Source organism: Muricauda sp. MAR_2010_75 (genome assembly GCF_000745185.1).
Lineage (GTDB): Bacteria > Bacteroidota > Bacteroidia > Flavobacteriales > Flavobacteriaceae > Flagellimonas.
In genome coordinates this window covers 698,704-716,490 of the sequence record NZ_JQNJ01000001.1, presented here as the reverse complement: position 1 = coordinate 716,490, position 17,787 = coordinate 698,704, and the positions used below count along the sequence as shown (strand labels likewise).

The following is a 17,787-nucleotide window of genomic DNA, read 5'->3' as shown; positions in this document are numbered from 1 at the left end:
CCAAAGTTGTTAACCACAAATTAACCTTTGTGGCCGCGGCAGTGAATCTGTTCCATGCGCATGTTGAAATCCATTTTTGACTTTTATCTGGATGCCAGTATCCATGTGGCCTTGGCGGTCATATCCTTGGCTACGGTTACTTTTTATCTATTGGATGCTTCCTTTGATTCATCGCTCTTGGGGTTTATCTTTTTTGGAGTGATTGTCTGCTATAATTTTGTCAAATATGGGGTTGAGGCCTACAAATATTTGATTGTTTCCAATGCCTATCACAAAATCATCCAAATCTTCAGCTTTGTATCTTTCGGTTTTGCTCTTTATTTTTTGGTGCAGTTGGAGCGGGAAATTTGGATGGCCATAGCAGTTATGACCCTACTTTCTGCACTGTATGCCGTTCCCATGCTTCCCAGAGCCAAGAATTTACGGAATTTGGGTGGGTTCAAAATCTATATTGTGGCTTTGGTATGGATGGGATTCACGGTTTTATTACCTGCCATGGATGCCAAAATCGCATTGCATTGGGATATATGGATATTGTTTTTGCAACGCTTCATTTTTGTGGTGGTGCTCATACTGCCCTTTGAAATCAGGGATTTGCAGTGGGATGACAAGAATTTAAGAACACTGCCCCAAGTGTATGGAATTAAAAGAACCAAAAGGATTGGAATCGTTTTGACCGTGATTTTCTTTTTCCTGACCTTTTTTAGGGATGGTATCTATGAATATGAGGTATTGTTACGATCTATTCTTTGTGCTGCCATGATTTTTGTGCTTATATCCAACAAAAAAATGCAATCCCGATACTTTGTCTCATTTTGGGTGGAAGGAATGCCCATTTTATGGTTATGCTTGTTCTGGGCGGTGGAACGCTATTTCTGAAGCCGCTCTTCCAAATCACGCTTCATGCATTCCTTGTCATTTTCGGAAAGCGTTGTTAACCCAGCCTTATCGCAAAGGGATGTCAACTTGGAATTCTTTTTGGAATACATTGCACAGGTCTTGCAATACAAAACGTGCAAGCGGAGTTTTAGGACTTCCCAAAAACTTGCCTCGTCATATTGCGATTTGTTGCAGATATGTGATGCTTCATCGCATGATATCTTCATAGCTAAAACCAATTTTCATTTAAACAACCCATAAGGGCCGTCCTTGCCCGGTGGATCATTACCCAGAGATTGGACGGATTAATTTCTAGTTCATTACAAATATCCTCAGTGCTCATTCCTTGAATGGTCTTCATTGTAAAGACCTGAGCCTGTTTTGTGGGCAGCTTTTCAATACATTCCTGTAGTGCAAATCCCAGTTCTTCATTTTCGAGCACATTGTCACCATCCCTACTAAATGGGTCGGCCACTTGTTCTTCAAGCCAATCCCCATCAGAATCTGCATCCGTAGTATAGTTGATGCGTACCTCGGCCTTACCTTTTTTGGAATTGATCTTGCGATAATGATCGATCACTTTTCGCTTTAATATGGCAATGAGCCAAGTTCGTTCAGCGGCATCACCTTTGAAGTTTTTGGCCGAATTGAGTCCGGCAAAAAAGGTTTCCTGTACCAAATCTTTGGCAATTTCGGCATCACTTACGCGAGCCACTGCATAATTGAACAGATAGTCGGCGTAAAGGTCAACCCAAGTATCAGGATGTAGTTTGTGTTCTGCCATTAGTTAAAAACAGGTAGCAAAAATAATAGTTTTTGACAATGGTTGATGGTTTGTTCGCTGCAAATGACCTTAAAATTAGCTTGTTGGAAGCATACTTTAATCTAAAATTAACAGAAATCAAATGGATTATCATGCGTTTGGACCTGAAAATAACCTGAATTCCATTTGGATTATTTTCATAAATTTATGAAAACCAATAAGCTAACCATTTTTAAGTCCACATCGATGGAAAAAAAGCTAATCTTCATTTCCATTTTACTTTTCCTCAGTGGGTGCTATACCTACAAACCTTTACCAACCTATGAAAATGACTTTGTGGTCGGTCAAAAATATGAAATCCGAATTGGGAATCGACCCATGGAACGTGTATTTGTAAATTCTGTGACAGATTCAACTTTGGTGGTGCGCAAAGGAAGAACAGAATTGGTGGTGCAAAGGGATATGATCACCGAAAGTAAGTTTCGGAAATTTTCTCCAGGCAAAACTGTTCTAGGCATTGTTGTAGGGGGATTTTTGACTTACTCCATTGCAAGCATAGTGATTTGGCTGTAATTAATTACCAAAAAAGAGAAACTAAGCCTTGGCAATTAACCCAGCTCTTTCCAACAGTGCATCAATTTTGGGTTCAGTGCCTCTGAAACGTTTATAAAGCTCCATTGGATTTTCGGTTCCACCTTTGGAGAGCACATGCTCCTTAAATTTGTCCGCAATCTCCTTATTGAAAATTCCCTTTTCCTTAAAATAGGCGAACGCATCGGCATCCAAGACCTCGGCCCATTTGTAGCTGTAGTAGCCCGAAGAATACCCACCCTGAAAAATATGCGAAAATGAGGTGCTCATACAGGTTTCTGGAGTCTTGGGGAACAAATCTGTACCCTCAAAGGCTTTGGTTTCGTAGGCTTTCACATCTTTTATCCCTGTTGGGTCGGTGCCATGCCAAGCCATATCCAAAAATCCAAAACTCAATTGGCGCACTGTGGCCATGCCTTCTTGGAACGTAGAAGAGTCTTTAATTTTTTCAACCAATTCCATGGGAATCAGTTCACCTGTTTCATAGTGATGGGCAAAAAGTTCAAGGGCTTCTTTTTCATAACACCAATTCTCCATAATCTGACTGGGCAGCTCCACAAAATCCCAATACACCGAAGTTCCAGATAGTGAAGGATAGGTGGTATTGGCCAACATACCGTGCAGCCCATGTCCAAACTCGTGGAACAGGGTCGTTACCTCATTGAAAGTTAGTAACGACGGCTTTGTGCTCGTTGGCTTGGTAAAATTGCACACATTGGAAATATGCGGTCTGCTGTTTTTTCCATTCAAGGTGAATTGAGATTTGTAGGATGTCATCCAAGCCCCGCCACGTTTTCCGGCCCTGGGATGGAAATCGGCATAAAAAAGTGAGATGAAGTTGTTGGAATCGTCATGCACCTCAAAGGTTTTTACATCATTGTGGTATTTGTCAATGGTGGAGACTTCCTTAAATGTAAGTCCGAACAACATTTCGGCTACTTTAAAAACCCCATTGATTACATTTTCCAATTTAAAATAGGGTTTTAGCTTTTCATCATCCAGATTGAACAATTTCTGCTTTAATTTTTCAGAATAATAGGTGCTATCCCATTTTTCCAACTGGTCTATGTTGTCCAGTTCTTTCGCAAAAGATTCCAGTTCTTGAAATTCCCTTTCAGCCGCAGGTTTGGCCTTTTCCAGAAGTTCATTGAGAAAATCCATTACCTTTTCAGGAGTCTCGGCCATCCGTTCCTCCAAAACAAAATGGGCATGGGTTGGGTAACCCAGCAAGTTGGCGCGTTCATGGCGTAGGGCAACAATTTTGAGTACATTTTCCTGATTGTCCAATTCGTCATTATGGAACCCTTTGCTACCAAAGGCGATGGAAAGTTCTTTCCGTAGCGCCCTATTTTTGGCATACTTCATAAATGGAATGTAGCTGGGGTAATCCAAGGTGATCATCCAACCTTCCTTGCCTTTGGATTGGGCCAATTGTTCGGCGGCTTCTTTTTCTCCTTCAGGCAAACCATCGACATCTTTTTCATCGGTCAATAAAAGTTCGTATTTGTTGGTCTCTGCCAATACATTTTCACCAAAAGTCAATTTTAGTTTGGCCAATTCTGCGTCTATCTTACGCAGTCGTTTTTTATCCTCTTCTTTTAAATTTGCACCATTTCTGCTGAACTTTTTGTATCGTTTTTCCAAAAGGGTGTGTTGTTCAGGGGTGAGGTCCAAGTTATCTCGTTGTTCATAAACGGATTTCACTCTTTGGAAAAGCCCCTCGTTTAAAATGATGTCGTTTCCGAATTCAGACAACAAAGGCGAAATTTCTTGAGCTATTTTTTGGATTTCTGCATTGGTCTCCGCGGAATTCAGATTGAAAAAGATACTGGAAACACGATCCAACTGCTGTCCAGAAAAATCCAAGGCCTCCAACGTATTTTCAAATGTGGGGTGGTCCTGATTGTCAACAATGGCGTCTATTTCCGCCCGGGCATCTTCTATGGCCTGAAGAAAGGCCGGTTTAAAATGTTCGTTCTTTATTTTTGAAAATGGAGCTAGGTCAAAAGGCTCCAGCAATGGATTGTTCATAATTGATTCTTGGATTTTTTGATTTTCATTCTGGTGATGGTAAAATCAGCCAATAAATAAGCAAAGGATATCATACTTGAAAATAGGGCAACGGTTATAAAAGCAAATCCTCTTGCCGTATCTTGGGTAACTCTGTTCATGGCTTTTAGGGCCTCATCAGAATATTCGTTTAAATCTACAAAGCCATTGCCATCTAAGTCAAAGCTTTCAGCGTATGATTTTATATAGTGCCATCGAACTTCAACTGCAATAAGGAGAACCGAGTAAAGTATAAAAACCAATAAACCACTTTTCCATAAACTTTTTAGATAAGGGTTTTGGATTTTCTTCTTAGTAAGAAGAATAACAAGGATGGCGCATATCCCTAGTATGATTCCAATTTGGTTGTAGTTCATTTCTTTTGGACTACCCTTTTTTCTTGATTTCCTCGGCTCCTTTAATAACCTTCTCTTTAAGTCCTTCTTTATAAGCTACCATTTTGTTCAAGATTTCGCTATCTGAACTTCCAATGATCTGGGCGGCAAGGATTCCAGCATTTTTGGCGCCATTCAAGGCCACTGTGGCTACAGGGACACCTCCGGGCATCTGTAAAATGGAAAGTACCGAATCCCAGCCATCAATGGAATTGCTGCTTTTAACAGGAACGCCAATTACGGGCAAGGGAGATAATGAGGCCACCATTCCTGGAAGGTGCGCTGCGCCCCCAGCTCCGGCAATGATAACGGAATACCCATTTTTGTGGGCATTCTTTCCAAAATCGAACAGTTTCTCCGGGGTACGGTGTGCCGAAACGATGTCCACATCCACATCAATCCCGAATTCTTTTAAAATATCAATGGCATCTTGCATTACAGGAAGATCGCTGGTGCTTCCCATGATCACGGCTACTTTGCTCATATCTCTAATTGCTTGTCACTTTTATGGTTTCCTTTACTTTTTGTGCCACTTCCCGGGCTCGTGCCATATTTTCGTCCACAATGGTTACATGGCCCATTTTACGGAAGGGGCGGGTTTGTTTTTTGCCATAGATGTGCGGGGTAACCCCGTCCATCTCCAAAATGGATTCAATATTTTGGTAAACCACGTCTCCTGTATGTCCTTCAGCACCCACCAAGTTTACCATAATACCCGCCACTTTGCTATCGGTTTTACCCAAAGGTAAGTCTAATATGGCACGGATATGTTGTTCAAACTGATTGGTATAACTGGCCTCAATGCTGTAATGTCCACTGTTGTGAGGTCTTGGGGCGACTTCATTCACCAAAATTTCATCGTTTTGGGTCTGAAACAGCTCAACGGCCAAAAGGCCCACATGTTTCATCTGTTCCGAAACTTTAAGTGCAATGGCTTTAGCTTTTTGGGCTACCGCATCATCAATCCGAGCAGGGCAAATCACATATTCCACTTGGTTGGCCTCAGGGTGAAACTCCATTTCCACAACAGGATAGGTCTTTATTTCACCTTTGGAACTTCTGGCTACGATAACAGCCAGTTCATTTTTAAAATCCACCAATTTTTCAGCAATGCACTCCACATTGGGCAGGCCTCTAAGGTCATCCATTTTCCGAACTACTTTTACGCCTTGTCCATCATACCCAAATTGGGCACTTTTCCAAACAAAGGGAAGTTGAAGTCCACCGTTGGAAATGCTATCCTCTATCTCTGAGGTATAGGCAAACCGGGTAAAAGGGGATGTCGGAATCCCATGGTCGGTATAAAACAATTTTTGGGTTGCCTTGTTCTGAATGGTCCGCAATGTTTTGGTGGGTGGATATACGGTTATGCCTTCATGCTCCAGTTTTTCCAAAGCATCAACATTCACGTTTTCAATCTCAATGGTAAGGACATCCACATCCTTTCCAAAGTTGTAAACGGCATCAAAATCCATAAGACTGCCCTCCACAAATTCATTACAGGCTATTTTGCAGGGGGCTTCGGGAGAGGCATCCATAACTTTGGTATAAATGTCCCATTTTCGGGTTTCATAGAGCATCATTTTGCCCAATTGTCCACCTCCTAAAATTCCCAGTTTAAAGTCCGAAGAGAAAAATTGCATTGATCAGCGAATTGGAATGAAAGCAAAAATACATGAATTCCTTGAAGGGATAAAAGACTTAGGGCAATACCGCCCCCAAAAAATGCTATCTTTGCCAACCTGACTAAAATAATGTTGCCTTGATCAAGCTTCACGACAAGTTTTTTAAACCCTACCTCAAGGAAGAGCAAATTCTTCGGGCCATAGAAAAAATGGCCACGGAAATTGCCAAGGACTATAAGGATGAGACACCGCTATTTGTGGGGGTGCTCAATGGGGCCTTTATGTTTGTTTCGGATTTTTTAAAGGCATACCAATATCCTTGTGAGGTTTCTTTTGTGCGGTTGAGTTCCTATCAAGGACTTACCTCTACAGGAATTGTGGAAACCTTGTTGGATGTTCCGGAAGAAATAGAGGGGAAAAGTGTTATTATTTTAGAAGATGTGGTCGATACGGGAAGGACACTGAAACAATTGGTGCATCTGTTTTCGCAGACCAATGTAAAAGAATTTAAGATAGCCACGCTTTTTTATAAATCGGACATGTACAATGGTGAGTATGCCATTGATTACGTGGGCCTGGATATTCCCAATAATTTTATTGTGGGCTATGGCTTGGATTATAATGAGCAGGGGCGCAACCTAAGAGAAGTATACCAATTAAACCAAGCAGATATGATCAACCTAGTGCTCTTTGGAAAACCAGGCGCAGGAAAAGGAACGCAAGCACAGTTCCTAAAGGAAAAATACAATTTGAAGCACATTTCTACCGGGGATGTTTTCCGCTACAACATGAAAAACGGAACGGAATTGGGTAAATTGGCCAAATCCTATATTGATAAAGGCGATTTGGTGCCCGATGAGGTCACCATTGATATGCTCAAGGCCGAAGTTGAGAAAAATCCAGAGGCCGCAGGCTTTATATTTGATGGATTCCCTAGAACAGCTGCACAGGCAGAAGCCTTGGATAACTTTTTGGAATCCAAGGATATGAAAATAAATGCTACTATCGCGTTGGAGGCCGACGATGATGTTTTGGTAGCTAGATTGTTGGAACGTGGCAAGAGCAGTGGCCGTTCCGATGATCAAGACGAAAGTAAGATTCGTAACCGCTTTGACGAATACAACCAAAAGACGGCTCCACTGAAAGCCTTTTATGAGAAACAGGGCAAATTTCACTCCGTTAACGGGATAGGTGGAATTCAAGAAGTTACAGAACGCTTGTGTGCCATTATTGATACCCTGTAACCATGAAACGCATTTTTTTTCTTATCCCTCTAATTTTGGGCATTGCCTGTAATTCAAGATATGAATGGGTAGATGATTTGGATCGTAGCATCAAGGCTTATGACAAAAATGCACAGCCTGTGGAAGAGGCGTATCAGGTAAATTCTGGGACATCCACGTCCATCTTCATTGAACCCTACCAAGCACATGACGGCATACGAAAGACCATATTTAGGCATGCACGTACCGAAGTCATGTATTTTGAGCGACATATTTATCAACAAGGGGAAGATATTGTTTATGAGCATCATGTGGGAACTGCCCCAAGATTGATTAAGGAGGAAGGCCAAATTGTAAAAACATCGGATTACATGGTTTTCAACAAGCATAGCTATTTTAAGAACGATAAAGTGGGCAAACGTTTTGGTCAACAAAAACTGATTGATAAATATGTACCCAAGGATTCCGTGCCACATGCTATTAAAAATCTGAAGGTTGAGGAATCCTACCTCTACCATGAGGACTATCTAGAGATAAAGAACTACCTTAAGGATATCTTAGCTTTACAACGTGTAGAAGAATGACCGAGGGCAATTTTGTGGATTATGTAAAAGTGTATGCCGCTTCTGGAAACGGAGGTAAAGGTTCTACGCATTTGCACCGCGAAAAATATGTGGCCAAAGGCGGCCCGGATGGTGGAGATGGAGGTCGTGGTGGCCATGTCATTATAAAAGGGAACAAAAACCTTTGGACCCTGTATCATTTTAAATTTAAGAAGCATTTTAAGGCCGGCCACGGCGAACACGGAAGCAAAAACCGCAGTACGGGTGCCGATGGAGCCGATGTTTATTTGGAGGTGCCTCTGGGAACGGTGGTCAGGGATACAGAGACCAATAAGGTGTTGTTCGAGATTACCGAGGACCAAGAGGAGAAAATTATTTTGGAAGGTGGAATGGGTGGCCGGGGAAACTGGCACTTTAAAAGTGCTACCAACCAAACGCCAAGGTATGCCCAACCTGGGATTCCCGGCCAGGAAACTCAGATAACACTGGAGTTAAAGGTTTTGGCCGATGTGGGCCTGGTGGGTTTCCCAAATGCTGGTAAATCCACCCTGCTTTCCGTAATGACTTCGGCAAAGCCCAAGATAGCCAATTACGAATTTACGACCCTAAAGCCCAATTTGGGCATTGTGGAATATCGTGACTTCAGAAGCTTTGTAATGGCCGATATTCCAGGAATTATTGAAGGAGCAGCCGAAGGCAAGGGATTGGGACACTATTTTTTACGGCATATTGAACGCAATGCCACCTTACTCTTTCTGATTCCGGCGGACAGTAAGGATATCAGTCAGGAATATGCCATTTTGTTGGATGAACTGCGACGGTACAACCCGGAACTCTTGGATAAAGGCCGTTTGGTGGCCATTTCCAAATGCGATATGTTGGATGAGGAACTCATTGCCGAAATTCGGGAAGACATGAAGGAAGATTTTAAGGATGTGCCCTATATGTTCATTTCTTCAGTTAGTCAATTGGGCATTCAGGAACTCAAGGATAGACTTTGGGAGCTGTTGAACGAATAACAACCGTTATTCCATTCCAAAAGCCAAATATTCATTATTTTTAGTGGTAATCCAGATGCACTTGTCATGCGACACCTACTTTTTATAGCATTTTGTTGTCTATTTGCATCCTGTTCCACCATACGGGTGAATTATGACTATGACAAAGGAACGGATTTTTCCAACTATACCACATACAACTATTTTTCGGACATGGAAACAGGCCTCAGCCAATTGGATGAACGCCGATTGATACGTGCCTTGGATTCAACCCTGCAGTTTAAAGGATACCGTTTGGCCGAGGAGCCCGAATTTTTCATCAACATCCTCAGCAGCGAATACCAAAGTGCCCCCAATAGTTCCCTTGGTATTGGTATGGGCGGAACGGGCAGAAATGTAGGTGGAGGCGTTTCCGTAGGAGTGCCTATTGGAAATGGAGGTATTCAACGACACATACAGTTTGATTTTGTGGATGCCCAACGGGATGCGCTGTTCTGGCAAGCTTCTACGGAAAGTGGATATAGAGACAATGCCTCACCAAGTGTGAGGGAAGATCGTTTAAAAGCCTTGGTCAAAAAGGTATTTTCAAAGTTTCCCCCTGAAACTGATTGAGAACTCGTCATCATCTTCAGAATACCGTTGCCCATAATGGAGTAGGATTGGGTTGTTCTTGCCAATACATTTATTATCAAAATGTAACAAAAGAGCATAAAGTCAGTCTTATTTTATGGTAATTAAATTTCAATCGAACAATTAATTCAACACTTATGAAAACAACACAAAAGATCAATTGGGTCTGTGGACTTTCCCTATTCCTGTTTTTGGGAGGATCCATTCAGGCCCAAGAAAAACCAGGTGATACCACATTGATCAGCTCCGAAGAAGAACTGCAGGCTCTGGCAGCATTGGATCAAGGGGATTACCGGTATACCGTAGAAGATTATTTTGGCAATCCAAAAGCCTTTACATTTCGATTTTCCCCTGATGGGAAATATCTTTCCTACAGAGAAAGTGATGAAAATGGAAAGCGCCATATTTATGTGAAGAATTTGGAGACCAGTGAAGTGAAAAGAGCTATTGAGGAAAAAGAAGAATTGGTCCGAGTGTATGGCTGGCTTAACAATGAACGGCTATATTTTTCAATGGACACAGGAGGTGATGAGAACTATCATATCTATGCCGTTGACCTTGACGGCGACAACTTAAAAGATCTAACACCTTTTGATGGGGTCAGAGCCGATTTCAATGAGTTGTTGCGAGATGATAAGGAGCATATCATAGTCGATTTGAACAAGAATAACGCACAAGTATTTGAGCCCTTTAAATTGAATGTTGTTACGGGAGAGATTACCCAACTATACACCAATGATGACCCGGCCAATCCCATTCTTGGCTACGATTTTGACAAAACTGGAAAATTAAAGGGGTTTACAAAACTCCGTGATGGGGTGGAACAAGATGTGTACTATGAAGATGGTGAAGGTGGTTTCAAGGTTTTGAAACAGCTCAACTGGAAGGATAACTTCTTTATAGCCGATTTTAATTATGCCACCGAGTACCCACATGATGCTTATGTGATTTCCAATCTGGACAATGATAAAGCCGAAGTACAGCTTTATGATCTTAAAGAGAACAAAATCATTAAAAAGATTTTTTCCCATGATCAATATGATGTGCAGGAAGGGGGCATTTCCAGAACAAGGAATTATGAAATCGACTACTTTGCTTATGAAGGGGAAAAAAGTGTGATTGTACCCGTAAGCGATGTGTTCAAAAAAATGGATGCCAAGGTAAAAGAAGAGCTTCCCGGAATGCAGTATGATATTTTGGACAGTACCGAAGATGAAAACTTGTATATGCTCTACGTGGATAGCGACAGGGTATATGGGATTTACTACGCCTACAATGTGGCCAAAGATGAACTTACGGAGTTATATAACACCATGCCTCAACTGAAAAAAGAGGATATGGCCGAAATGCGTCCCATTACCTTTACCAGCAGGGATGGCATTACCCTGCATGGTTATATTACTTTACCAAAAGCAGTTTTAGCAGGTGAAAAAGTTCCTGTGATCGTTAACCCGCATGGTGGGCCACAGGGAATCCGTGATTCTTGGGGGTTTAACCCCGAAGCCCAATTGTTCGCCAGTAGGGGGTATGCTACACTTCAAGTAAATTTTAGGATTTCTGGAGGGTATGGGCGCGAGTTTTTGGAATCAGGGTTTAAAGAGATAGGAAGAAAGGCCATGGACGATGTTGAGGACGGTCTTAAATATGTAGTGGAACAAGGTTGGGTAGATCCCAAAAAAGCCGCTATTTACGGAGGCAGCCACGGAGGATATGCTGTTTTAAGGGGCTTGACAAAGACTCCGGACCTTTATGCTTGTGGTGTGGATTATGTTGGTGTGTCCAATTTGTTCACTTTTATGAAGACCATTCCGCCCTATTGGAAGCCCTATTTAAAGATTATTAAGGAGATTTGGTATGATGAGGACAATCCCGAAGAGAAGAAAATCATGGAAGAAGTTTCCCCGGTCTATCAAATTGATAAAATCAAAAAACCACTGTTTGTGGTACAGGGCGCCAACGATCCACGGGTGAACATTGACGAATCCGATCAAATTGTTAGTGCCTTGCGGGAAAAAGGCTATGATGTGCCCTATATGGTAAAATATGATGAAGGGCATGGATTTGGAAAAGAGGAAAACCGCTTGGATCTCTATAGGTCCATGATGGGTTTTTATGCCAAACATTTGGGGCAACAAGAAATACCTCAACCACTAAAAGATTAATAAAATCACTGACATTCAATGAAAAAGGGAGCATTTCGCTCCCTTTTTTTGTGTAAAACCATTCCATTTACCGTTCGCACGTTCATTTTTACCACTGCCCATAATCTCCTTTCGTTCTGGAGTAAAGTCCTCTACTTTAGCATCATACAAAACCATTAAAACAAAACGTAATGATCGCACTGGCAAAATTGATGATATCCGTATTGATGGACATCCTCTTATAATTGAATTTTTCAAACTTTAAAACCAATACAATGAAAAAACTAAATACAACACAGAAAGTAATTTTGGGAATGGGAATCGTGGGGGCCTCTATCGGGTTCTATGGCAAATGGATGGGATGGGCCTACGATGACTATTTTGTGTTCTTTTATACCGGGATGACCATGGTTTGGATAACATTTTTGCCGTCGAGCAAGGCCTGCTGTGTTCCTTTTTGGAAAAAAAGCGCCAAAAAACAGCAGTAAAGGAATTCCACAGGTTGCATTGCAAAGAGTATATTTGGGTTATCGCGGAACATATTCCATGGAATTAAATAGCAAGAGAAGAAATTACATTTTTTGGGTACTTCAACTTTTGGGTTGGGGATTTATTAATTCGGTATCCATTTTTGTGGTAAAAGGGCTTAGTCCCCAGTTACTGCTCTATTCGGTGGTGATGGGTACTTTTCTTGGCATTTTTTCCACTTCTTTGCTTCGGTGGTACTTGAAACGGAGTGTGCAATTTGAATCCTTTGGTGGGAAAGACTTTATTAAAATTCTTATCTCTTTTTTGCTGACGGCACTCGTGTTTGGTGCTTTGAACACCCTGTTTGGTTTCCTCTACGTAAAATTCGGACCAACATTGACCGAGGCCGAACATAATATGTTCAAAAACTATGATAACATCGGTATCCAAGTGCTCAATTCTTTGTTTTTGATTGGGGCTTGGACGGTAACCTATTTGGTCATTAAGCTGTTGTTGAAACTCAACCAAGACCGTATTGAGCGCTTGGAGTTGAACACGCATTTAAAGCAGGCACAACTAAATACCCTTAAAGGACAGATCAACCCACATTTCATGTTCAACAGTCTCAATAACATTCGTGGATTAATGCTTGAGGATGTAGAGAAATCCCGTGAAATGTTGACCAAACTTTCCGAAATTTTACGATATTCCCTTACCAAGAACAACATAAATGCCATTTCGGTTCGGGAGGAACTTGAGGTGGTGGATAACTATATCGACCTTTCCAAAATTCAGTTTGAGAATCGGTTGGAGTTCGTTAAAAATGTGGAAGCCAATACTTTGGATATCCAGATTCCTCCCATGATCATACAATTGCTTGTAGAGAATGCCATAAAACATGGTATTTCGAACCTTAAGCGTGGTGGAGCCATCACTTTGAACATTAAAAAAGAAGAAGCAATTTTGGTCATTGAAGTCAGAAATACGGGTAAACTTCAAATTACAAAAGATTCCACGCAATTGGGGTTGAAAAATATTGAACAACGCCTGAAACTGCTCTATGCTGATAAGGCTTCCTTTAGTTTAGAAGAGGTTTCCGATGAGGTGCTGGCGCTTATTAAAATTCCATTGGCATGAAAATAAAAGCCGTTATTGTTGAAGATTCACGCTTGGCCCGAAATGAGCTGAAGGAACTCATTAAAAAATATGGGGATATTGAGCTTTTGGGTGAAGCGGAGAATGTTGACAATGGTTTTGAGCTTATTCAAAATACAACACCAGATGTTTTGTTTTTGGACATCAATATGCCCGAAAAAGATGGTTTTGAACTCTTGGAAATGCTGGATGAGGTACCCATTACTGTTTTTACCACAGCTTTTGATGAATATGCCATAAAATCATTCGAGTACAATGCATTGGACTATCTCTTGAAGCCAGTAAGTGAAAAACGGTTTGCCATGGCTATGGATAAGGTCAAGGCCAAGTTGGAGAATGCAGATGAGGGTAAGGGCGCTGAAACCAAGAAATTATCGGAAAACAGTCAGATTTTCATCAAAGACGGAGAAGCATGCTGGTTAGTGAAAATTGGGGACATTTCCCTGTTTGAAATTGTAGGGAACTATACTAGGGTCTATTTTGAGGATAAAAAACCATTGTTGTACAAATCGCTCAACCAAGTAGAGGAAAAGCTTCCGGAGACTTCTTTTTTTAGGGCAAATCGCCAACAAATCGTAAATACCAATTATATAGAAAATGTGGTGCCTTGGTTCAATGGAAAATTGAAGCTTACCCTTAAAAATGGGGAAGAAGTTGAGGTGTCCCGAAGACAGTCCTATATCTTCAAGGATAAAATGAGTCTTTGATTGAACAACAAGAAATGATGTCAGTTCGAGCGCAGTCGAGAACGCCTTGATTATGCGCTGTAAGAACATCTCGACCCCACTCGATGTGACATTTAAGACATGTGGATTTAAGGTTTCAGCAAATCCTTGTACCGGTCTTTATAGCCAATAAGGGCCAATATGTTCAATATCAACAATGCCAGGGCGGGGCCTATGCCCTCCGGCAACAGTGTGGCATGAAATAGTACCGCATTTACGGAAACACTCATTAAAATTATGGCCATTAAAGCACCATATTTGTTGAAAATAAAAGCAAGACCTGCCAAAATTTCCACAATGGCTACCAATTTTAAGGTATAAGAGGATGAGACAGCCCCAAAAAAGGCAATAACAGAATCGGGCATTTCACCTCCCATTGGGATGAAATTTAAAAATTTGTTCAGTCCAAATATTAGGACAAATAGTCCCAATAAGATGCGGACCACCATAAAAACTTTTGAATTCATAGTCTTTGATTTTGTTGGTTACATATTAAATGTATGTAAAAATTATGAATTCAATAATTTTATACGGAATTTTTCTACAAATGGGAAAGGGGAAAATCACATGGATTTCAGTAGCCCTCCATCAATTGGAATATTGGTTCCGGTAATGTAAGCCGCTTGGTCCGATGCTAAAAAAGTTACCAGATATCCGTATTCCGCTGGTTTTCCTATACGCTTCATAGGAACCTTATCTTCCATAGCGGAAAGCACTTCTTCGGGAGATATTCCCATTTTTTCCGCCTTTTTGGTATTGAGCTGGGCAATTCGGTCCGTATCAAAATAGCCCGTCAAAATACTGTTCACCGTAATACCATCTTGGGCCACGTCAAAGGCCAAACTCTTTGCCCAAGTGACCACCGCAGCCCGAATGGTATTGGAAAGTGCCAAATAACTCAAGGGTTCCTTTACCGATATGGAGGCCACATTGATAATACGACCCCATTTATTGTTTTGCATCTGTTTTAGCGCGAGTTCTGTGGTGAAGACCACTGATTTGAACAACAAATCGAAGGCATTCTGATAATCATCAACACTTTTTTCCAAAGCACCGCCGCCTTCAGGACCTTGGGTGTTATTGACCAAGATATCAATGGTATTGCGTTCGAAAAAAGATGAAATGATACGCTTGAAAGCTTCAAAATTGGAAAAATCAACCGCCAAATACTGATGTTTTTGGCCTTGGGAACTGTCCATTTCTTGGGTTAATTCCTTCATCCGTTTTTCGTTTCGAGCCATAAGGGTGACGCTTGCCCCACTTTTGGCCAATTGCATTGCAATGGCTTCGCCAATTCCTTTACTACTCCCGCCCACTAGGGCTTTTTTTCCTTTCAGTGATATGTTCATGTGTTATCTATATTCGTCTCGTACCGGACTAAAAATGTCCATTAATTTACATTTGGTAAGTGCTTTTCCACGGTGGGGCATGTTGGAGGGAATAATGACCACATCACCAGGATGATAGGTATCTGTTTTTCCGTCCAAAGTAAGTTCAAAAGTGCCCTCCACCACATGCATGATTTGCTCGTGGATATGAAAATGTTCGGGTACTTCGGCATCTTGGTCCACGTCCCAAAAAACCCAACTCATGCTTTCGCCATGTACCAATTTTCCGTGGTAACCGGGCATAATTTCCTTGGATTTGATTTCTGATAGGTTCATCATTTTCAATTTTACCCCAATATAAAAATTAATAAGATGATTTCTTTGTTTGGATTGGTTTTGCCATTGGCTATTTTTGAATGATAAACAAGATTGATGAACATTCATTTTATTGCCATTGGGGGGAGTGCCATGCACAATTTGGCCTTGGCCCTGGAGCACAAAGGGTATCACATTACCGGAAGTGATGATGTTATTTTTGAACCTTCCAAAAGCAGATTGGAGGCGAAAGGACTGTTACCGGAACATTTTGGCTGGTTTCCCGAAAAAATCCATGATCGGTTGGATGCGGTTATTTTGGGTATGCATGCCAAACCTGACAATCCAGAATTGCTAAAAGCTCAGGAAATGGGGTTGAAGACGTATTCTTACCCTGAGTTTTTGTACGAACAATCTAAATACAAGACCCGGGTGGTCATAGGTGGAAGTCACGGAAAGACCACCATCACTTCCATGATTTTGCATGTGTTGGATTACCATGATATTGAAGTGGATTATATGGTTGGTGCCCAATTGGAGGGTTTTGACCGCATGGTGCACCTTACCGAGGAGAACGATTTCATTGTTTTGGAGGGGGACGAATATTTGTCATCTCCTATTGACCGAAGGCCCAAATTTCATCTCTATCAACCCAATATTGCTTTGTTAAGTGGGATAGCTTGGGACCATATCAATGTGTTTCCAACCTTTGAAAATTATGTGAAGCAGTTCCAGATTTTTGTCGATGGCATTGTAAGCGGAGGTAGTATTACCTATAATGCGGAGGATGCCGAGTTGGTCAAAGTGGTGGAATCCACAGAAAATACCATTCGGAAGTTTCCTTACCATACCCCGGAATATCGTGTTGAAAATGGGACCACTTTATTGCATACCCCTGAAGGAGAAATGCCTATTGAAATTTTTGGCAGGCACAACCTGAACAATCTGGCTGGAGCCAAATGGATATGTCAGCAAATGGGTGTGGACGAAGTTGATTTTTACGAAGCCATTGCCACTTTCAAAGGGGCTTCTAAACGATTGGAAAAAATTGCCGAAAGCCAAAATAAGGTCATTTATAAGGATTTTGCCCATTCACCCAGCAAGGTAATGGCCACCACCCAAGCCGTAAAAGAACAATATCCTGAACGCAAACTGCTTGCTTGCTTGGAACTCCATACCTACAGCAGTTTAAATGCTGGATTTTTGGAAGAATACCAGGGTGCATTGGATGCAGCCGAGGAAGCCGTGGTCTTTTATTCACCAGATGCGGTAAAAATCAAAGGATTGGAAGAAGTTACGGCTGACCAAATTGCCCAAGCCTTTAAAAGAGCGGATATAAAGATTTTTACAGACCCTAAAACCTTTAAAGACTACCTTTTTACACAAAATTTTGAGAATTCGGCGTTGCTGCTGATGAGTTCGGGAAATTATGGTGGATTGGATTTTGAGCGGGTCAAGACACTTTTTGAATAGGCCTGCCCAAAGAGATTAAACTCCAAACTGTCGCAAATGATGGTCCAAATGCTTATACTGCATTTGTCCCCATTGGTCATAGGTTAACTCTCCAAATGCAGGATGTGGGTCCCTTGTTTTTTTGGTTCTTTCTTCATGGAAATCATTGATCAATGCAACCAATTTGTCTTTTTCTTCTTTGAAATCTTTTTTGTCCTCAACCTTAAACCCCGGAGCGGTGGGTAGATTGCGTTTCCAAAGTTTGTCATTGTACATGCTTTTCTTGAATCCTTTGTAGAGCAATCGCATAAAAAAATTGGGTTTTTTTATTGTATGTTTGCCTAAAGCTACCTTCAAGGGAAACTGACAGTGGCGCAGCATTTGTCCAACCTCCATTTTGCCCCACTCCCTTTGAGAGGATTCAGAAAGATTATCAATTCTATTTAGAATTTCAGTGTGGGTTTCGGAGTCAAATAGGGATTTCATA

Annotated in this window: 21 protein-coding genes; 11 read left to right on the top strand and 10 right to left on the bottom strand. The window is 41.4% G+C overall.

Annotation, left to right across the window (positions count from 1 at the left end):
• Positions 1-54: 54 nt before the first annotated feature.
• Positions 55-879 (top strand): hypothetical protein, encoded by an 825-nt coding sequence (locus tag FG28_RS03225; protein ID WP_036379933.1) that lies wholly within the window; start codon positions 55-57, stop codon positions 877-879.
• Here FG28_RS03225 and FG28_RS03220 read toward each other — a convergent pair.
• Both FG28_RS03220 and FG28_RS03215 read right to left on the bottom strand, forming a co-directional pair.
• Positions 870-1,106 carry a hypothetical protein gene (locus FG28_RS03220; RefSeq protein WP_036379930.1) on the bottom strand — a complete coding sequence of 79 codons (237 nt, stop codon included), beginning with the start codon at positions 1,104-1,106 and terminating at the stop codon, positions 870-872. The genes FG28_RS03225 and FG28_RS03220 overlap by 10 nt on opposite strands.
• Before the next feature lie 2 nt (positions 1,107-1,108).
• A complete protein-coding gene (locus FG28_RS03215) occupies positions 1,109-1,663 on the bottom strand; it encodes a sigma-70 family RNA polymerase sigma factor (protein WP_036379927.1) in 555 nt (184 codons plus the stop codon).
• A 225-nt stretch (positions 1,664-1,888) separates the two neighbouring features.
• Between FG28_RS03215 and FG28_RS03210 the strand changes: the two genes are divergently transcribed.
• Complete coding sequence (locus FG28_RS03210) at positions 1,889-2,215, top strand: hypothetical protein (RefSeq protein WP_156102190.1); 327 nt, start codon at positions 1,889-1,891, stop codon at positions 2,213-2,215.
• Between the two features lie 21 nt (positions 2,216-2,236).
• Here the strand turns inward: FG28_RS03210 and FG28_RS03205 are convergent, their stop codons facing one another.
• Genes FG28_RS03205 through FG28_RS03190 form a run of 4 tightly spaced genes read right to left on the bottom strand, consistent with a single transcriptional unit; the run spans position 2,237 to position 6,320 of the window.
• The gene (locus FG28_RS03205; RefSeq protein WP_036379922.1) at positions 2,237-4,264 is read right to left on the bottom strand and encodes a M3 family metallopeptidase; all 2,028 of its coding nucleotides are present in this window, start codon (positions 4,262-4,264) and stop codon (positions 2,237-2,239) included.
• Complete coding sequence (locus FG28_RS03200; protein WP_036379920.1) at positions 4,261-4,659, bottom strand: hypothetical protein; 399 nt, start codon at positions 4,657-4,659, stop codon at positions 4,261-4,263. The genes FG28_RS03205 and FG28_RS03200 overlap by 4 nt, the downstream gene beginning before the upstream one ends.
• Positions 4,660-4,669: 10 nt before the next feature.
• Positions 4,670-5,161, bottom strand: coding sequence for a 5-(carboxyamino)imidazole ribonucleotide mutase (purE, locus tag FG28_RS03195; protein WP_036379919.1), 492 nt, complete (start codon positions 5,159-5,161; stop codon positions 4,670-4,672).
• 4 nt (positions 5,162-5,165) lie between these two features.
• Positions 5,166-6,320, bottom strand: coding sequence for a 5-(carboxyamino)imidazole ribonucleotide synthase (locus FG28_RS03190; protein ID WP_036379917.1), 1,155 nt, complete (start codon positions 6,318-6,320; stop codon positions 5,166-5,168).
• 119 nt (positions 6,321-6,439) lie between these two features.
• Between FG28_RS03190 and FG28_RS20415 the strand changes: the two genes are divergently transcribed.
• The 8 genes from FG28_RS20415 to FG28_RS03150 all read left to right on the top strand — a co-directional run bounded on the left by FG28_RS20415 (position 6,440) and on the right by FG28_RS03150 (position 14,187).
• Complete coding sequence (locus FG28_RS20415) at positions 6,440-7,546, top strand: adenylate kinase (RefSeq protein ID WP_081894202.1); 1,107 nt, start codon at positions 6,440-6,442, stop codon at positions 7,544-7,546.
• A gap of 2 nt (positions 7,547-7,548) precedes the next feature.
• On the top strand, positions 7,549-8,109 hold the full coding sequence (locus tag FG28_RS03180) for a hypothetical protein (protein ID WP_036379915.1): 561 nt from the start codon (positions 7,549-7,551) through the stop codon (positions 8,107-8,109).
• Entirely contained in the window at positions 8,106-9,107 is a 1,002-nt protein-coding gene (obgE, locus tag FG28_RS03175; RefSeq protein ID WP_036379912.1) for a GTPase ObgE, read from the top strand. Before FG28_RS03180 ends, obgE begins: the two co-directional genes overlap by 4 nt.
• Before the next feature lie 66 nt (positions 9,108-9,173).
• Positions 9,174-9,698: a DUF4136 domain-containing protein gene (locus FG28_RS03170; RefSeq protein ID WP_036379910.1), complete on the top strand. Its 525-nt coding sequence runs from the start codon at positions 9,174-9,176 to the stop codon at positions 9,696-9,698.
• 155 nt (positions 9,699-9,853) lie between these two features.
• Entirely contained in the window at positions 9,854-11,878 is a 2,025-nt protein-coding gene (locus FG28_RS03165) for a S9 family peptidase (protein WP_081894201.1), read from the top strand.
• A gap of 254 nt (positions 11,879-12,132) precedes the next feature.
• On the top strand, positions 12,133-12,345 hold the full coding sequence (locus FG28_RS03160; RefSeq protein ID WP_036379908.1) for a hypothetical protein: 213 nt from the start codon (positions 12,133-12,135) through the stop codon (positions 12,343-12,345).
• A gap of 58 nt (positions 12,346-12,403) precedes the next feature.
• Positions 12,404-13,462, top strand: a complete 1,059-nt coding sequence (locus tag FG28_RS03155) for a sensor histidine kinase (RefSeq protein WP_036386092.1) — start codon at positions 12,404-12,406, stop codon at positions 13,460-13,462.
• Positions 13,459-14,187 (top strand): LytTR family DNA-binding domain-containing protein, encoded by a 729-nt coding sequence (locus FG28_RS03150; protein WP_036379905.1) that lies wholly within the window; start codon positions 13,459-13,461, stop codon positions 14,185-14,187. Before FG28_RS03155 ends, FG28_RS03150 begins: the two co-directional genes overlap by 4 nt.
• Positions 14,188-14,294: 107 nt before the next feature.
• Here FG28_RS03150 and FG28_RS03145 read toward each other — a convergent pair whose 3' ends face one another.
• The 3 genes from FG28_RS03145 to FG28_RS03135 all read right to left on the bottom strand — a co-directional run bounded on the left by FG28_RS03145 (position 14,295) and on the right by FG28_RS03135 (position 15,869).
• Positions 14,295-14,672, bottom strand: a complete 378-nt coding sequence (locus FG28_RS03145; protein WP_036379902.1) for a DoxX family membrane protein — start codon at positions 14,670-14,672, stop codon at positions 14,295-14,297.
• 96 nt (positions 14,673-14,768) lie between these two features.
• Positions 14,769-15,554 (bottom strand): SDR family oxidoreductase, encoded by a 786-nt coding sequence (locus FG28_RS03140; protein ID WP_036379900.1) that lies wholly within the window; start codon positions 15,552-15,554, stop codon positions 14,769-14,771.
• Positions 15,555-15,557: 3 nt separating this feature from the next.
• Entirely contained in the window at positions 15,558-15,869 is a 312-nt protein-coding gene (locus FG28_RS03135; protein ID WP_036386089.1) for a cupin domain-containing protein, read from the bottom strand.
• Between the two features lie 96 nt (positions 15,870-15,965).
• Here FG28_RS03135 and murC point away from each other — a divergent pair, with 96 nt between their 5' ends.
• The gene (murC, locus tag FG28_RS03130; RefSeq protein ID WP_036379898.1) at positions 15,966-17,321 is read left to right on the top strand and encodes a UDP-N-acetylmuramate--L-alanine ligase; all 1,356 of its coding nucleotides are present in this window, start codon (positions 15,966-15,968) and stop codon (positions 17,319-17,321) included.
• Between the two features lie 15 nt (positions 17,322-17,336).
• Here murC and FG28_RS03125 read toward each other — a convergent pair whose 3' ends face one another.
• A complete protein-coding gene (locus tag FG28_RS03125; RefSeq protein ID WP_036379894.1) occupies positions 17,337-17,786 on the bottom strand; it encodes a DUF1569 domain-containing protein in 450 nt (149 codons plus the stop codon).
• Between the last annotated feature and the right edge of the window lies 1 nt (position 17,787).

Coding starts and splice junctions, on each gene's coding strand:
- FG28_RS03190 (WP_036379917.1), bottom strand. CDS start 6,320: ATGCAATTTTTCTCTTCGGACTTTAAACTGGGAATTTTAGGAGGTGGA.
- FG28_RS03160 (WP_036379908.1), top strand. CDS start 12,133: ATGAAAAAACTAAATACAACACAGAAAGTAATTTTGGGAATGGGAATC.
- FG28_RS03200 (WP_036379920.1), bottom strand. CDS start 4,659: ATGAACTACAACCAAATTGGAATCATACTAGGGATATGCGCCATCCTT.
- FG28_RS03170 (WP_036379910.1), top strand. CDS start 9,174: ATGCGACACCTACTTTTTATAGCATTTTGTTGTCTATTTGCATCCTGT.
- FG28_RS03135 (WP_036386089.1), bottom strand. CDS start 15,869: ATGAACCTATCAGAAATCAAATCCAAGGAAATTATGCCCGGTTACCAC.
- FG28_RS03215 (WP_036379927.1), bottom strand. CDS start 1,663: ATGGCAGAACACAAACTACATCCTGATACTTGGGTTGACCTTTACGCC.
- purE (WP_036379919.1), bottom strand. CDS start 5,161: ATGAGCAAAGTAGCCGTGATCATGGGAAGCACCAGCGATCTTCCTGTA.
- FG28_RS03145 (WP_036379902.1), bottom strand. CDS start 14,672: ATGAATTCAAAAGTTTTTATGGTGGTCCGCATCTTATTGGGACTATTT.
- FG28_RS03165 (WP_081894201.1), top strand. CDS start 9,854: ATGAAAACAACACAAAAGATCAATTGGGTCTGTGGACTTTCCCTATTC.
- FG28_RS03180 (WP_036379915.1), top strand. CDS start 7,549: ATGAAACGCATTTTTTTTCTTATCCCTCTAATTTTGGGCATTGCCTGT.
- FG28_RS03140 (WP_036379900.1), bottom strand. CDS start 15,554: ATGAACATATCACTGAAAGGAAAAAAAGCCCTAGTGGGCGGGAGTAGT.
- FG28_RS03155 (WP_036386092.1), top strand. CDS start 12,404: ATGGAATTAAATAGCAAGAGAAGAAATTACATTTTTTGGGTACTTCAA.
- murC (WP_036379898.1), top strand. CDS start 15,966: ATGAACATTCATTTTATTGCCATTGGGGGGAGTGCCATGCACAATTTG.
- FG28_RS03210 (WP_156102190.1), top strand. CDS start 1,889: ATGGAAAAAAAGCTAATCTTCATTTCCATTTTACTTTTCCTCAGTGGG.
- obgE (WP_036379912.1), top strand. CDS start 8,106: ATGACCGAGGGCAATTTTGTGGATTATGTAAAAGTGTATGCCGCTTCT.
- FG28_RS03220 (WP_036379930.1), bottom strand. CDS start 1,106: ATGAAGATATCATGCGATGAAGCATCACATATCTGCAACAAATCGCAA.
- FG28_RS03205 (WP_036379922.1), bottom strand. CDS start 4,264: ATGAACAATCCATTGCTGGAGCCTTTTGACCTAGCTCCATTTTCAAAA.
- FG28_RS03225 (WP_036379933.1), top strand. CDS start 55: ATGCGCATGTTGAAATCCATTTTTGACTTTTATCTGGATGCCAGTATC.
- FG28_RS03125 (WP_036379894.1), bottom strand. CDS start 17,786: ATGAAATCCCTATTTGACTCCGAAACCCACACTGAAATTCTAAATAGA.
- FG28_RS03150 (WP_036379905.1), top strand. CDS start 13,459: ATGAAAATAAAAGCCGTTATTGTTGAAGATTCACGCTTGGCCCGAAAT.